Here is a 14,690-nt window from a genome sequence, read left to right on the forward strand (position 1 = left end):
ACGGGACGGCCCGCCCCGTCTCAGCGGCCGGGGCTACCGACGGGACCGCCGGTATCGACCAGCGGAAAGCGCGGCGCGACCAGCTTACCGCCGAGCAGGCCGGTGATCGTCTGCGCCGCCTCGAACAGCAGGAGATTGGCGTCGTCCATCGGCACCTTCTCGGTCGAGGAGGCGAGGAACGGCATGGTCAGCACGGCCGGGGCGTAGCCTTCCGAATCGAGAATCGGGAAGCTGACATCGGTAATGCCCTTGAGCGCCTCGCCGGCGATCATCTCGTAGCCGACCGAGCGGACCACCTCGACGCGCCGGCGCAGCCAGTCGACCTCGCTCTTCGGCGCATTCTGGCCGATCGCCTCGAACAGCCATTCCTGCACGGCGGGCGGCTGGTAGGCGATCAGCAGACGGCCGGAGGCGGTGCGGATGGCGGGGTTCTGCGTGCCGACGCGCAGGCGGAAGCCGAGCGGCGCGGGGCTGTCGACCTGGGCGACGACGCGGATGGAAAGCCCGTCCAGCACGGCCAGGTGGAAGGCCTGATAGGCGTCGATCGCCACCCGGTTCAACACCGGCCGCGCGGCGTCGACCAGCCGCCGCATCGGCGGATAACGGTAGGAGAGATCGTGCAGCTTGCTCGACAGCACCAGGCTTTCCTCGCCCGGCGGCCGCTGGATATAGCCGCGCCGCTCCAGCGCGACGACGACGCGATAGACCTCCTGCAGGGAGCGGCCGAGCTGCTGCGCGATCTGGCTCGGCGTCACGCCCTCGGAGAGGCTCGCCAGCAGCTCGAGCACGTCGAGGCCCTTCTCCAGCGCGGGGGCGCTGTAGGCCGGCTTCGCGGCCGCGTCGCTGACCGCCGATCCCGCGGCAACCTTTGCCGCGCGCTTGGTGGTAGGCTTGCCGGCCGACTTGGCGTCGGCGGCATCGGCGCCTTTCGACCCGGCCGCCGGCCCCCGGGACTTCACCGTCTTCCGCGCCGGCTCGGGGCTTTCGACGCCCGTCCCGCCGGATGGCCGCTTGGCTGTGGTCATAGCGCTTCTCCTTCGGTGCCCGTCATTGCCGCGCCGAGGCTGCGGCGCAAGGTGACATTTGCGCCAACAATGCCCTTGCATGATATCACATATCAACTCTTGATATCATCAGTGATAGAAAATAGGGTGCGTTCAACCTACGGACGATCGCGCCCCTCCCTTCATCGTCTCCGCACAGAGTAGAAAATGGGCCTGAACGCTAAGCAACTGGCGCAATGCACCGTCGACTTCGACAAGGACGGCAAGCAGAGCGGCTATTTCAACCTGCCCCTTTCGGTCCATGACGACGCCTGGGGCGTGATCCGCGTGCCGCTCGCCGTCATCAAGAACGGCGTCGGCCCGACCGTCATCCTCGAAGGCGGCAATCACGGCGACGAGTATGAAGGACCGATCGCGCTCGGCGAACTGATCCGCGATCTCGATCCCGGTCTCGTCGCCGGCCGGCTGATCTTCATTCCGGCGATCAATTTGCCGGCCGTCAACGCCGCCCGCCGCACGTCGCCGATCGACGATCTCAACATGAACCGGACCTTTCCGGGCGATGCCAACGGCACCGCGACCCAGCAGATCTCAGCCTTCGTCAACGACGCGCTCTTCCCGATGGGCGACGCCTTCCTCGACCTGCATTCGGGCGGCTCGTCGCTCGACCTGATGCCGAGCTCGGTGATCGAGCCCGTCGCCGATCCGATCCAGCACGCCAGGAACGTCGCCGCCGTCACCGCCTTCGACGCGCCGCTGATCGTCGTCATCGACAATCGCGGCGACCATCGCACGGCGACCGCCTCGGCCGCGCGCGCCGGGCTGACCGTGGTCGGCACCGAGATGGCCGGTGGCGGCACCGTCTCGCTCGACGCGCTCGACATCTGCCGTCGCGGCGTGCGCAACGTGCTGTCGCATCTGGGCGTCCTGCCGCCGGAGATGGCGACGGCGCCGCGGCACGAACAGCGCCTGTTCGAACTGCCGGGATCCGACGCCTTCGTGCTCTCCGACGATGACGGCGTGTTCGAGCCCTTCCACAGGAACGGCACGATGGTGTCGCGCGGACAGCCGGCCGGACGCATCCACTTCCTGTCGCATCCCGATCGCAAGCCGGCGGAGTTGACCTACTCCGCCGACGGCATCCTCTATGGACGTCGCCAGCCCGGCCGTGTCCGTCCCGGCAATTGCTGCGTCGTCGTCGCCTCACCCTATGGGGGATCCCTGAAATGATCACGCTCGCCAATATCGAAGCCGCCGCCAAGCGGATCGCCCCGCATATCCGCCGCACGCCGACCATCCGCGCCGAGGCGCTCGCCGAACCGGTGACCGAGGCGACGCTGTCGCTGAAGCTCGAAAGCCTGCAGCCGACCGGCTCGTTCAAGGCGCGCGGCGCCACCAACAAGCTGCTGACCACGCCGAAGGAAGAGCTCGCCGGCGGCGTCGTCACTGCCTCGGGCGGCAATCACGGCCTGGCGACGGCGCGCGCAGCAAAGCTCGCCGGCGTGCCGGCGACGATCTTCGTGCCGAAGAGCATCACGCCGGCCAAGGTCGAGAAGCTGAAGCGCTGGGGCGCCACCGTCGAGATCATCGGCGACATCTGGAACGAGACGAACCTGCACGCCCTCGCCTTCGCCAAGGAGAACGGCGCCGCCTATTTCCACCCCTTCGCCGACGCCAACGTGATCGCCGGCCAGGGCACGATCGGGCTTGAGCTGCTGGAAGAAATCCCCGACGTCGACACCGTGCTGGTGGCGATCGGCGGCGGCGGCCTGATCTCCGGCATGGGCGTCGCCATCAAGGCGCTGAAGCCGTCGGTCCGGATCATCGGCATCGAGCCGGAGGGATCGCCGACGCTGAAGGCGTCGCTCGATGCCGGCCGCGTCGTCCGCCTGCCCTCCGTGACGAGCCGCGTCGCCACCATGTCCTGCGCCGAGACCGATCCGGGCGTGTTCGAACTGGTGCGCGACCATGTCGACGACATCGTGCTGATCCCGGACGAAGCGATGCTCGAGGCGAGCCGCTGGCTCTGGTTCGAGATGGGCATCGCCGCCGATCTCTCCGGCGCCGCCGCGATCGCGGCGCTCCGCACCGGCGTTCTAAGCTTCCCGGCCGGCCATTCCGTCGGCGCGCTGGTCTGCGGCGCCGGTCCCGACGCGCTGGTCTGATCGATCCCGCTGGCGCGCGATCGCCGGCAACGACGAAAGCGCATCGGCCGCGGCCGCTGCGCTCCTCCCCCTCCCGCGCGCCTTTTCTTTTCCCGGCGACTGGCCCAAGAATGCGCGCTCCGTTATGCCGAGGGTCGGGAACGGGACCGCATCCGGGCGTGGCAACAACGCCGACGGCGGTCCAGGGAGGAAGAGCCGCCATGGGCTTCGAGCGCAGATTCGCGCCTGATTTCGAGGTCATCGTCTGTGCGCCATCGGAATCCTTTCGCTGGAACGTGCACGATTACCCCCACCATCTCGCCAAATGGCACCACCACCCCGAATACGAGCTGCACCTGATCCAGGAGAGCTCCGGCGAGATGATGATCGGCGACTATGTCGGCGATTTCCGCCCCGGCAGCCTGGTGCTGACCGGGCCCGGCCTGCCGCATAACTGGGTGAGCGCCATCCTGCCCGGCGCCCGCGTTCCCGATCGCGACATGCTGATCCAGTTCAGCCCTGCCTTCGCCGACAAGGTGGTCGCCCTCTGTCCGGAGTTTCAGGATCTCGGCGCGCTGTTTTCCGACGCGGCGCGCGGCGTCGAATTTTCCGGTGAGACGGCGGAGGCCGGCCGTCGCCTGCTGCGCGAGATCGGCGCGGCCAACGGGCCGCAGCGCCTGGTGCTGTTCCTCGAGCTGATGGCAGCGCTTGCCGGGAGGCCGGAGGAGCGCCGGATTCTCTCCCGCGCGGCCGCGGGCGATGTCGCCCCGCCGCGCGCCTCCGGCAAGCTGGAGGTCGCGATCCACCACATCTCGGAGAACTACGCCACGCCGATCCGCCTGGCGCAGGTCGCCGGGCTCTGCGGCATGGAGGCGAGCGCCTTCTCGCGCTTCTTCAAGAAACAGACGGGCCATACCTTCGCCCGCTACGTGAACGGCACCCGGGTCCATTCGGCCTGCAATCTGCTGAGCCGCACCGACAAGCCGGTCACCGACATCTGCTTCGAGGTCGGCTTCAACAACGTCGCCAATTTCAACCGGCAGTTCGTCCGGATCTGCGGCCGCTCGCCCTCGGCCTATCGGCGCGATTCCCGCCGGATCGGCACGATCCCGCGCCGGGACCCGGCGACCGAGGCGCGGGCGTAGGGGTCGGGGCCAGACGCGCCGAGCCTCAGCCGGGACATGCCTCCCAAAAAGAAAGGGCCGCTCCGAAGAGCGGCCCCATATTCGTTGCGGTTCCGACGGCTCAAAGCCCCATCACGCCCGGCAGCCACAACACCGTCTGCGGCACGAAGGTGATGATCAGGAGCACGGCGAGCACGATGCCGACGATCGGCAGGCTGGCCCAGATCACATCGCGCATCGGCACCTTGGCGATCGACTGCGTGATCAGCAGGTTAAGGCCGAGCGGCGGATGGATCAGGCCGACCATCAGGTTCAACACGATCACCAGGCCGAAATGCGTGGGGTCGATGCCGAAGCTGGTCGCCGCCGGCAGGAAGATCGGCACCAGGATGATCGTCGCCGGGGTCGAATCGAGGAACATACCCGCGACGAGGAAGACGAGGTTGACGATCAGCAGGAATTCCCAGGGCGACAGCTGCGCCCCATGCAGCAGGGCCTGGATGTCGCGCGGAATGCCGTGCACGACGACCAGATAGGCGATGAACGACGAGACCGCGACGACCAGCATGATGTTGGCCGTCTGCAGGCCGGCATCGGTCAGCATGCCGGGGAACTGCGCCCACTTGAACTCGCGGTGGATGACCCAGCCGACGAAGATCGCGTAGAGCACCAGCACCGCGCCGAGCTCGGTGACGGTAAAGAGCCCGCCCTTGGCGCCGACGATCAGCAGCAGCGGCATGGAGAGCGCCCAGACGCTGCCCTTGAACTGGCGGCCGATGACGCCCCAGGGCTGGCGGCCGCGCGCCGGCAGGTTCCGCTTCTTGGCATAGAGGATCACATAGGTGATCAGCGCCATGGCGATCAGCAGGCCCGGGATATAGGCGCCGACGAACAGCTTGGTGATCGAGACCTGGGCGATGACGCCATAGATCACGAGCGGGATGCTCGGCGGAATGATCGGGCCGATGACCGCCGCGCCGGCGGTGAGCGCCGCCGCGAAGCCGCCGGTGTAGCCCTGCTTGCGCATTTCCGGGATCAGCAGCGCGCCGCTCGCCGAGGCGTCGGCGACGGCCGAGCCCGAGATGCCGGCCAGGAACACGTTGGTGCCGACATTGACGACACCCGACGAGCCGCGGATGCGGCCGAGCGCCGAGGAGAAGAGGTCGACGACGCGCGTGGTGATGCCGCCGCTGTTCATCACCAGCGCGGCGAGGATGAAGAAGGGCACCGCGAGCAGCGGGAAGGAATCGATGCCGTTGACCATCTTCTGGGCCAGGATGAAGCCCGGCATGCCCCAGATGGCGACGATGACCAGCGCCGCGACGCCGAGCGCGACGGCGATCGGCACGGCGAGCAGGGTCAGCACCAGGAAGACGGCGGCAAGAACGCCAAGCATCATCATGACGGGAGGCTTTCGGTCGGAGCGGCATGGCCTTCGGCCAGGGCCTTGGCCCGCGCCTCGCGCGCGGCGGCGGCGGAGGGCGCCAGGATGCGCTCGATGATGAAGAACAGGCCGAGGCCGGCGAAGGCGAGGATCGAGCCGTAGAACCAGGCGAAGGGCAGACCCGTCGCCGGCGCGATCTTCTGGCCGACGACGATCATCAGATGGCGGGCATAGATCACCAGCATGACCAGGAAGGCGGCGGTGGCGAGGTCGATCAAAATGCCGAGCCGCTTGAACAGGTCGGCGTTCAGCCGGTCATGCAGGAAATCGATGACGATCAGCTCGCGGCGGCTGATCAGCAGGGCGGCGCCGAGGAAGGTGAGCCAGATGAAGAGGAGACGGGAGATTTCCGCCATCCCCGGCGTCGCCGCGCCGATGAAGTAGCGCGAGAAGACCTGCACGCAGACGAGAAGGACGATCGCGAGCAGCATGGCCCCGACCAGGAAACTGAGCAGCCGGCGCAAGAGATCACCGACCCGGACGAGGATGCTTGTCATCGATACCCCCAGGGGAGAGAAGCCCGCCGCGCCGAGGCGGCGGGCCGGGTCTTACTGGACCGCGCGGATCTTGGCGATGATCGGCTCGAGCGCCGGATCGTAGCTCGCCTCCTTGGCCTTCTCCATGAAGGGCGCGAGGTCGGGCTTGTGCACGATGACGCCCTCGGAGACGAGCTTCTCGAGCACGGCGGCCTGCGCCTCGTTGGTGTAGCCCTTGTACCAGTCGGCGCTGGCGTCGGCGGCGGCGTGGATCGCGTTGCGGGTGCGCTCGTCCTGGGCCTGGTACCAGTCGGCATTGCACATGAAGCCCATGGTCTCGGCCATGTGATTGGTCATGACCAGATGCTTGGCGACCTCGTAGAAACGCTTGTCCTGGATGGCGAAGAGCGGCTGCTCGACGCCGTCGACGACGCCCTGCTGGATGGCCGTGTAGACCTCCTCGAAGGCGACGGTGGCCGGATTGGCGCCGAGCGCGCGGATCGATTCGATATAGGCCGGGATGCCGGGAGCGCGGACCTTGCGGCCCTGCAGGTCATCGAGGCTGTCGGCGGGCTTGGTCACCAGGAACTGGCGGAAGCCGTGATAGGCCGGGCCGACGACGCGGAAGCCGGCGTCCTTGGCGATCGAATCCAGGATCTCCTGCCCGACCGGGCCGCGCCAGATGCGGAAGAAATGATCCTCGTCGCGGTAGAGATAGGCGACGCCCTCGACATTCGCGGCCGGATGGAACGAGCCGAGCACGCCGACGCTCTCATACATGCACTCAAGCACGCCGCCCTTCACCTGCTCGACCATCTCGTCGACGGTGCCGAGATGCGATCCCGGGAACAGCTCGATCGCGACGTCGCTGCCGAGGTCAGCCTCGAGCTTGTCCTTGAAGACCTGCATGGCCTTGGTGTCCGGGCTGTCGTCGGAGCCGGCGCCGCCGACGCGGATCGTCACGCCGGCTTGCGCCGACACGGTCATGAGCGCCGCGACGCAGGCGGCGGCGAGAAGCGTCTTCAGCATTCTGTATTTCCCTCGTTGGTTCTTTTTATTCCGGCACACCGCAGGCGCACGCGCCGGCCGGCGCAGTCAAGGACGTCTCGTTGCTTGCGGTTGGATCAACAAACGATACTCGATTATTGATAGTCCGCAAGTCACTCTCATTCGCACCGGGCTGCCCGATATTAAGGCAACGCCGCGATCCGGCGCTCGGCCACCGCCGCGGCGCAGGCCTTAGGCGATCTCGCCGATCGTGTCGTCGAGCGCGTCGACGAGCTGGTCGATCTCGGCCTCGCTGACGATGAAGGGCGGCGTGATCTGGATGTGGTCGCCGCCCTGGCCGAAATTGGCGCCGGGCACGCCGCCGCCGACGATGACGCCGCGATCCTTCATGCCGGCGACGAGCCGCGAGGTGAAGTTCTTCTCGGCCGCGAACGGCGCGCGCGTCGCGCGGTCGGCAACGAATTCGACGCCGGCATAGAGGCCGCGCCCGCGCACTTCGCCAATGCAGGGATGGCGCTGCTGCAGATCGTTCAGCCGGGCATGCAGATGCTTGCCGATCGTGCCGGCGCGGGTGAACAGGCCCTCCTTCGACATGATGTCGAACACCTGCTGGCCGATGAAGCACGAGGTCGGGTGGCCGCTATAGGTGAAGCCGTGCACGAAGCGCTTGCGGCTCTCGCGGAAGAAATTGGTGATCTTGTCGTTGATCAGCACCGCGCCGAGCGGCGCGTAACCGCTGCCGATCGCCTTGCCACAGGTGATCATATCGGGGACGACGTCCCAATCCTGGATCGCGAACGGACGACCGGTGCGGCCGTAGCCGGCCAGCACTTCGTCGGCGACGAAGAGAATGCCGTAGCGATCGCAGATCTCGCGGATGCGCTTGTAGTAGTCGGGGCGCGGCACGAGGCCGGAGGCGGTCGTGCCGACGATCGTCTCGGCAAAGAAGGCGGAGACAGTCTCCGGCCCCTCGAGATTGATCGCCCGCTCCAGCTCGTCGGCGCAATCGAGCGTGCAGCCGCCTTTGTCCTTGCAGTAGGCGCAGCGATATTCGTAGGGCGGCGCGATGTGGATCACCGGCAGCATGTAGGGCGTATAGGGCGCCCGCCAGCTGGTGCGGCCCGACAGCGACAGCGTCGCGATCGTCACGCCGTGATAGCTCTGCCAGCGCGAGATGATCTTCTGGCGCTGCGTGTCGCCGCGCTCGAGATGATACTGGCGCGCCAGCTTCAGCGCCGTCTCGTTGGCCTCTGAGCCGCCCGAGACGAAATAGACGGATTCGATCCCCTTCGGCGCGACGGAGAGGATCGATTTGCCGAATTCTTCCTGCCAGGGCGTCGTGAACTGGGCGGAATAGGCGAAGGTCACCGCATCGCCGGCCGCGGCAAGCGCCTGGTAGATCTCGGTGCGGCCGTGGCCGATGCCGACGACGCCGGCGCTGCCCATGCCGTCGAGATAGGACTTGCCGTCGGCGTCATAGAGATAGACGCCGCTGCCGCGCACCGCGGTCGGGAGCTCGCTGGCATAGTCCCTGGAAAAAATCGACGACACCTGGCTCTCCTGCTGGGCGGTCGCCGCCGGTCTCGCGGCGGCAATGGGGCGGCAATGGACGGCTCGGGCGGCAGCCCCGCCGGGGCCGCCTCCGGGCGGCGCGCAACATCCTTCGGGACTGGAACGCTGTCAATATCGATTATTGATAAAATCCGCATGCAAAAGGACAGGATCTTGCCGCGCCACGACCAGGCCGCGCACCCGCTCGAGACAACCCGCAAAAGATGCGGGACGGCAGAATTCCCGGCCTAGTCGTGGTCGGAATATCGTTTATTGTTAGTTTTCAACGCCGGCGACGCACCGGCGGACCAACGAAGCGGGCTTGAGCGCATGACGGATCGGCACGGGATGAAGCGGACGGCGCACCGGAATGCGGACGTCGGCGCCGATTGCGGGGCCGGATGGCCCGCGACCCAGTCGGCGGGAGCCGCATGATGGCCCGTCCGAGCAAGAAGCTGGTATCCGGCGACACCCATGCGAGCCTCGAATCCGAGATCGGCGGCGCGTTGCGCGCGGCTATCCTCGACGGCGAGCTCGCGCCCGGCGCCCGCCTGATCGAGCTCGATCTCGCCAATCGCTTCAACGTCAGCCAAGGCACCATCCGCGCCGCGCTGAAGTTCCTGCAGGCGGAAGGGCTGGTCGAATACCGCCCCCGTCGCGGCAATTTCGTCATCACCGTCGAGAAGGCCGACGTCTACGAGATCTCGATGCTGCGCGAGGCGCTGGAATCGCTCGGCGCCCGCCTCGCCGCCAAGCGGATCGACGATGCCGGCCGGAAGGCGCTGGAGGCGCTGCTGCAGTCGATGCGTGCAGCGGCACAGTCCGGCAATCGCGCCAAGCTGATCGAGCTCGACTTCGAGTTCCACCGCACCGTGATCGAGATCTCCGGCCATCGCCGGCTGATGGAGGTCTACAACCGCCTCGAAGGCCAGACGCGCATGTTCCTGCGGCTGACCGACCGCTTCTACAGCGACCCGCACGACATCATCGAGCTGCACGCGCCCCTCGTCAGCGCGATCTGCAACGGCGACGCCGAGGCGGCGTTCCAGCTCGCCAACCGCCATGCCGACGCGGATGCCGAGGACCTGATCGAAAGCATGCGCTGACCGCGCGCCGCGATACCAGCGCCGCGCGCACCTTCCCCAACGTCTTCCTGGGCCGGCCAATCCGATTGACCGGCCATTCCCCCTATGCGAGCCTGAGATATGAGCCGCAAAGAGACGCGCTGAAGCGGCAGGCTCTGGGAGGAATACGCCATGAGGAAATCGCCCATTCTGGCGGCGCTCGCCCTGCTGTGTCTGGCCGGCACCGCCTATGCCGATACGTCATCCAAGAAGATCGCCTTCTCCAACAACTACGCCGGCAATTCCTGGCGTCAGGCGATGCTGAAGAGCTACGACATCATCACCAAGAAGGCGGTCGCCGACGGCATCGTCGCCGCGTCCGACGTCTTCACCACCGCCGACCAGGAAGTGCCGACCCAGGCGGCGCAGATCCAGAACCTGATCCTGCAGGGCTATGACGCCATCGTCATCAACGCCGGCTCGCCGGACGCCTTGAACGGCGCCGTCAAGCAGGCCTGCGACGCCGGCATCGTCGTCGTCTCCTTCGACGGCATCGTCACCGAGCCCTGCGCCTATCGCGTCGTCGTCGACTTCAAGGCGATGGGCAAGGAACAGGTCGCCCAGATGGCGAAGTTCCAGCCGAAGGGCGGCAATCTGCTCGAGATCCGCGGCCTCGCCGGCACCTCGATCGACGAGGCGATCCACGCCGGCATCCTCGAAGGCGTCGCCGCCAACCCGCAGTTCAAGATCGTCAACTCGGTCACCGGCAACTGGGACCAGACGACGGCGCAGAAGGCCGTCGCCACCGTGCTGCCCTCGCTGCCCGAGATCGTCGGCATCGTCGACCAGGGCGGCGACGGCTATGGCGCGGCGCAGGCCTTCGCCGCCGCCGGCAAGCCGCGTCCGACCATCATCCTCGGCAACCGCCAAGACGAGCTCGCCTGGTGGAAGGAACAGAAGGCCAAGGACGGCTACCAGACCTGGTCGTCCTCGATCGCGCCGGGCGTTTCCTCGCTCGCCTTCTGGGTTGCCCAGCAGGTGCTCGACGGCCGCACCGATATCCCGCACGACCTTCTGGTGCCCTATCTCGCCTTTACCCAGGAGGACTTCGAGGCCGCCCTGCCGAACATTCAGGAAGGCGGCGTCGCCACGCATGAATACACCCAGGCCGACGCGATCGAAGCCATCAAGGCGAACATCAAGTAGGCCGCGCGAGCGTTTTCGAGCGAAGCGGTTCGCGGGAAGAAGACGCGACCCGGCAATGCGGTAGAGCCTTTCCCGTTTCCAGGAAGCGGTGAAAGGCTCCAGCTGCCCTCCTGCCATGGAATCGAATGCGGGTTGGAATGTCCGAGGGTAGCCCTGTCATCGTGAAGCTCGACGGCGTCGAAAGGCATTTCGGCGCCGTCCGGGCCCTCGACGGCGTCGATCTGTCGGTCCGCGCCGGCGAATGCGTCGGGCTGGTCGGCCACAACGGCGCCGGCAAGTCGACGCTGATGCACATCCTGGCCGGAACCGGCACGCCCGACCGCGGCACAATCGCCATCGGCGGTAGGCTCGAAACCGCATACTCCGTCGCGCGGGCGCAAAAACTCGGCATACGCTGCGTGTTCCAGGAGCTGTCGCTTTGCCCGAACCTGACGGTGACCGAGAACACGCGCATCAGCCACGCCGCCCTCAAGGGTGCCGGCTGGCGCCAGCGCTCGACGGCGCTGATCCGCGCCAAGCTCGACGAGATCTTTCCCGGCCACGGCATCGACCCCTCCGACGTCGTCGGCGACCTGGCGATCGGCCAGCGCCAGATGGTCGAGGTGGCGCGCGCCTTCACCGTCACCGAGGATCCGCTCCGCCTGGTCATCCTCGACGAACCGACATCGTCACTCGATGCGCACACCGCCGGCCAGTTGCTCGCCTTTGTCGGGCGGGCGCGCGACGCAGGCATCAGCACGATCCTGATCTCGCATGTACTGGGCGAGGTCCTTTCGACCTCGGACCGCATCGTCGTCATGCGCGACGGCCGCGTCGTGGCGAGCGACATGGCCTCCGCCTTCGATCGCGACCGGCTGGTCGCCACAATGGGCGGCGCCCATTCGCGCGGCGGCGACACCGCCACGGAAGCCCGGACGCGCGACAAGACGGCGGTCAGGGTTCGCGCGCGGCCACGGCACCAGCAGGACGCGGCCGAGCTCGTCGCCCATGAGGGCGAGATCATCGGCCTCGCCGGCCTTGCAGGGCATGGCCAGACCCGCCTGCTGCTGGACATCTACGCCGCCTCGACCCATCGCCGGCCCGGCATCGAGATCGACGCGCCGGTCGCGCTGGTCGCGGGCGACCGCCAGACCGACGGAATCTTCCCGCTCTGGTCGATCGCTGAGAACATCGGCATCCGCTCGCTCGCCGGCCTCAAGCGCGGCTGGCTGCTGTCGGCCGAGCGCGAACAGGCGCTCGCCCGCGCCTGGCAGGAGAAGATCGGCATCCGCACGCCGGATCTCGACAACAACATCCTGTCGCTCTCCGGCGGCAACCAGCAGAAGGTGCTGTTCGCCCGCGCGCTCGGCTCCGACGCCCGCATCATCCTGATGGACGATCCGATGCGCGGCGTCGATATCGGCACCAAGCTCGAGGTCTACGACCTGATCCGGGCCGAGGCGCGCCGGGGCCGCACCTTCCTCTGGTACACGACGGAGATGGACGAGCTCGGCCATTGCGACCACGTCTATGTCTTCCGCAACGGCCGCATCGTCGCCGACCTCGCCCATAGCGACCTGACCGAGGAGAAGGTCATCCAGTCCTCCTTCGAGGAGGCCGCGGGACCCGGTCCCCGGGGGATCGCCTCGTGACCGCCGCGGCATCCGCCGAGCCCCTCGCCCGCACGGGCTTCCGCTCGCCCGCCTTCGCCCGGCTGCTCCGCGCCCTGCTGCCGGCGCTGTCGATGACGCTGATCCTGATCGCCATCGCGTATCTGAACCCGCGCGCGATCAGCTATTTCGGCTTCTCGCTGATGCTGAACCTGGCGATCCCGATCGCGCTCGCCACCATCGCGCAGATGTTCGTCATCACGGTCAACGAGCTGGATCTCTCGATCGGCACCTTTGTCGGCTTCGTCGCCTGCGTTACCGCCACCTGGCTGCGCGAGACGCCGCTTCTCGGCATCCTCGTCCTGCTCGGCTCGATCGGCGTCTACGCAGCGCTCGGCGCGCTGATTCATCTCAGGAATCTGCCGTCGATCGTCGTGACGCTCGGCATGAGCTTCGTCTGGCAGGGGCTGGCGATCCTGCTGCTGCCGAAGCCGGGCGGCAAGGCGCCGGACTGGCTGCAGGCGTTCATGAGCCTGAAGCCGCCCTTCGTGCCCTTCCCGATCGTCGCCGCCATCGTCATCGGCCTCGTCGTGCATTTCGGCCTGATGCGGACCTCCTATGGCGCCGTCTTGCGCGGCACCGGCGGCAACCCGCAGGCGATCCACCGCGCCGGCTGGTCGATCCTCAAGACCAAGGTGACGATGTTCGCGCTGACCGGCCTGTTCGGCGTGCTGTCCGGCATGGCGCTCGTCGGCATCACCACCTCGGCCGACGCCAATCTCGGCAATGGCTACACGCTGCTGGCAATCGCCGGCGTGATCCTCGGCGGCGGCGAATTCGTCGGCGGCCGCGTCTCGCCGATCGGCGCCGTCATCGGCGCGCTGACGCTGGCGCTCGCCGCCTCGCCGCTCCTCACCTTCATGCACATCCCGCCGGACTGGCAGGTGGCGGCGAACGGCGCCATCCTGATCATCGTGCTGGCGGCGCGCGCCCTGATCAGCCGCCGGGAGGGCGACCGGTGAGCGCGATCCGAACCCTCCTCGGCCGCCCCTGGATCTGGTCCTATATCGGCGCCCTCGCCGTCTGGCTCGCCGCCATCACCTTCACCGGCGGCTATGGCGCCGGCGGCATGATCACGGCGGCGCTGTCGCTCGCCGTCTTCATGGTGATCGTCGGCATCGGCCAGATGTTCGTCATCACGCTCGGCCCCGGCAATGTCGACCTGTCGCTACCGGCCAATATCGGCCTCGCCAGCGCCGTCGCCATGAAGGTGATGGGCGGCAGCAATTCGATGATCGCGGTCGGCCTCGTCGCGGCGCTGGCGAGCGGCATGGCGGTCGGCGCCTTCAACTATCTGCTGATCCGGGCGCTGCGCATCCCGCCGATCATCGCGACGCTGTCATCGAGCTTCATCGTGCTTTCGATCGACATCGCCTATGGCCGCGGCCTGCAGATCAAGCCGCCGCCGGCCTTCGCCGATTTCACCAACATCCAAATCTTCGGCGTGCCGATCCTCGCCATCGGCGGTGCCATCTTCGCCTTCCTCGCCGGCATCGCGCTGCAACGGATGGTCTATGGCCGCTCGGTGCTGGCGATCGGCCAGAACATGCGCGCCGCCAGGCTCGCCGGCATCCCGGTCGAGCGCATCCGCTTCTTCACCTACACGCTCTCCGGCGCACTCGGCGGCATCAACGGCGCCCTGCTCGCCGGCTATTTCCGCGGCGCCAGCGTCGATATCGGCAACGAGTACCTCCTGAGCTCGATCGCCGTCGTCGTCATCGGCGGCACCTCGGTTGCCGGCGGCAAGGCCAATGTGCCCGGCATCTGGGGCGCGGCGCTCTTCCTCGTCCTGCTCCTCACCATGCTGAACACCTTTGGCGTCAGCGCCGGCGTCCGCCTGCTTCTGACCGGCCTCATCATCGTCGGCGTGATCACCGCCGCGGGAGGCCAGAAATCGCTTCGCTGAGGCGGCCATCGCCCCGCCTCCGCCTGGCTAACCGGCATCGATGTTGACTTCTCCGCCGAGGGCTGGTTTCACCTTTTGACCGAACAAACAAATTCCAAAGCCACTAAGGGGGGC

General features: G+C 67.4%; 13 protein-coding genes. 8 read left to right on the forward strand and 5 right to left on the reverse strand.

Features of this window, described 5'->3' with window-relative positions; genetic code table 11:
* Nucleotides 1-20: 20 nt before the first annotated feature.
* A complete protein-coding gene (locus K32_RS20155) occupies nt 21-1,025 on the reverse strand; it encodes an IclR family transcriptional regulator (RefSeq protein WP_201401222.1) in 1,005 nt (334 codons plus the stop codon).
* A 186-nt stretch (nt 1,026-1,211) separates the two neighbouring features.
* Between K32_RS20155 and K32_RS20160 the strand changes: the two genes are divergently transcribed.
* The 3 genes from K32_RS20160 to K32_RS20170 all read left to right on the forward strand — a co-directional run bounded on the left by K32_RS20160 (nt 1,212) and on the right by K32_RS20170 (nt 4,293).
* Nucleotides 1,212-2,234, forward strand: a complete 1,023-nt coding sequence (locus tag K32_RS20160) for a succinylglutamate desuccinylase/aspartoacylase family protein (RefSeq protein ID WP_201401223.1) — start codon at nt 1,212-1,214, stop codon at nt 2,232-2,234.
* Entirely contained in the window at nt 2,231-3,169 is a 939-nt protein-coding gene (locus tag K32_RS20165; protein ID WP_201401224.1) for a threonine/serine dehydratase, read from the forward strand. The genes K32_RS20160 and K32_RS20165 overlap by 4 nt, the downstream gene beginning before the upstream one ends.
* A gap of 275 nt (nt 3,170-3,444) precedes the next feature.
* A complete protein-coding gene (locus K32_RS20170; RefSeq protein ID WP_244669640.1) occupies nt 3,445-4,293 on the forward strand; it encodes an AraC family transcriptional regulator in 849 nt (282 codons plus the stop codon).
* A 100-nt stretch (nt 4,294-4,393) separates the two neighbouring features.
* On the opposite strand, the gene K32_RS20175 is transcribed toward K32_RS20170, so the two are convergent.
* The 4 genes from K32_RS20175 to K32_RS20190 all read right to left on the reverse strand — a co-directional run bounded on the left by K32_RS20175 (nt 4,394) and on the right by K32_RS20190 (nt 8,751).
* Nucleotides 4,394-5,674, reverse strand: coding sequence for a TRAP transporter large permease (locus tag K32_RS20175; RefSeq protein ID WP_201401226.1), 1,281 nt, complete (start codon nt 5,672-5,674; stop codon nt 4,394-4,396).
* The gene (locus K32_RS20180; RefSeq protein WP_201401227.1) at nt 5,671-6,213 is read right to left on the reverse strand and encodes a TRAP transporter small permease; all 543 of its coding nucleotides are present in this window, start codon (nt 6,211-6,213) and stop codon (nt 5,671-5,673) included. Before K32_RS20180 ends, K32_RS20175 begins: the two co-directional genes overlap by 4 nt.
* A 51-nt stretch (nt 6,214-6,264) precedes the next feature.
* Complete coding sequence (locus K32_RS20185) at nt 6,265-7,221, reverse strand: TRAP transporter substrate-binding protein (protein ID WP_201401228.1); 957 nt, start codon at nt 7,219-7,221, stop codon at nt 6,265-6,267.
* 210 nt (nt 7,222-7,431) lie between these two features.
* Nucleotides 7,432-8,751, reverse strand: a complete 1,320-nt coding sequence (locus K32_RS20190; protein ID WP_201401229.1) for an aspartate aminotransferase family protein — start codon at nt 8,749-8,751, stop codon at nt 7,432-7,434.
* 434 nt (nt 8,752-9,185) lie between these two features.
* Here K32_RS20190 and K32_RS20195 point away from each other — a divergent pair, with 434 nt between their 5' ends.
* The 5 genes from K32_RS20195 (at nt 9,186) to K32_RS20215 (ending at nt 14,576) form a co-directional block, all read left to right on the forward strand.
* Nucleotides 9,186-9,857: a GntR family transcriptional regulator gene (locus tag K32_RS20195; RefSeq protein ID WP_201401230.1), complete on the forward strand. Its 672-nt coding sequence runs from the start codon at nt 9,186-9,188 to the stop codon at nt 9,855-9,857.
* A gap of 150 nt (nt 9,858-10,007) precedes the next feature.
* Nucleotides 10,008-11,021 carry a substrate-binding domain-containing protein gene (locus K32_RS20200; protein ID WP_201401231.1) on the forward strand — a complete coding sequence of 338 codons (1,014 nt, stop codon included), beginning with the start codon at nt 10,008-10,010 and terminating at the stop codon, nt 11,019-11,021.
* Between the two features lie 137 nt (nt 11,022-11,158).
* Nucleotides 11,159-12,652 carry a sugar ABC transporter ATP-binding protein gene (locus K32_RS20205; RefSeq protein WP_201401232.1) on the forward strand — a complete coding sequence of 498 codons (1,494 nt, stop codon included), beginning with the start codon at nt 11,159-11,161 and terminating at the stop codon, nt 12,650-12,652.
* Nucleotides 12,653-12,744: 92 nt separating this feature from the next.
* Complete coding sequence (locus K32_RS20210; RefSeq protein ID WP_244670011.1) at nt 12,745-13,632, forward strand: ABC transporter permease; 888 nt, start codon at nt 12,745-12,747, stop codon at nt 13,630-13,632.
* On the forward strand, nt 13,629-14,576 hold the full coding sequence (locus tag K32_RS20215) for an ABC transporter permease (RefSeq protein WP_201401234.1): 948 nt from the start codon (nt 13,629-13,631) through the stop codon (nt 14,574-14,576). Before K32_RS20210 ends, K32_RS20215 begins: the two co-directional genes overlap by 4 nt.
* The last annotated feature ends 114 nt before the right edge of the window (nt 14,577-14,690 follow it).

This window comes from Kaistia sp. 32K, from assembly GCF_016629525.1.
GTDB lineage: Bacteria > Pseudomonadota > Alphaproteobacteria > Rhizobiales > Kaistiaceae > Kaistia.

Coding starts and splice junctions, on each gene's coding strand:
- K32_RS20155 (WP_201401222.1), bottom strand. CDS start 1,025: ATGACCACAGCCAAGCGGCCATCCGGCGGGACGGGCGTCGAAAGCCCC.
- K32_RS20160 (WP_201401223.1), top strand. CDS start 1,212: ATGGGCCTGAACGCTAAGCAACTGGCGCAATGCACCGTCGACTTCGAC.
- K32_RS20165 (WP_201401224.1), top strand. CDS start 2,231: ATGATCACGCTCGCCAATATCGAAGCCGCCGCCAAGCGGATCGCCCCG.
- K32_RS20175 (WP_201401226.1), bottom strand. CDS start 5,674: ATGATGATGCTTGGCGTTCTTGCCGCCGTCTTCCTGGTGCTGACCCTG.
- K32_RS20180 (WP_201401227.1), bottom strand. CDS start 6,213: ATGACAAGCATCCTCGTCCGGGTCGGTGATCTCTTGCGCCGGCTGCTC.
- K32_RS20185 (WP_201401228.1), bottom strand. CDS start 7,221: ATGCTGAAGACGCTTCTCGCCGCCGCCTGCGTCGCGGCGCTCATGACC.
- K32_RS20195 (WP_201401230.1), top strand. CDS start 9,186: ATGGCCCGTCCGAGCAAGAAGCTGGTATCCGGCGACACCCATGCGAGC.
- K32_RS20200 (WP_201401231.1), top strand. CDS start 10,008: ATGAGGAAATCGCCCATTCTGGCGGCGCTCGCCCTGCTGTGTCTGGCC.
- K32_RS20205 (WP_201401232.1), top strand. CDS start 11,159: ATGTCCGAGGGTAGCCCTGTCATCGTGAAGCTCGACGGCGTCGAAAGG.
- K32_RS20210 (WP_244670011.1), top strand. CDS start 12,745: ATGACGCTGATCCTGATCGCCATCGCGTATCTGAACCCGCGCGCGATC.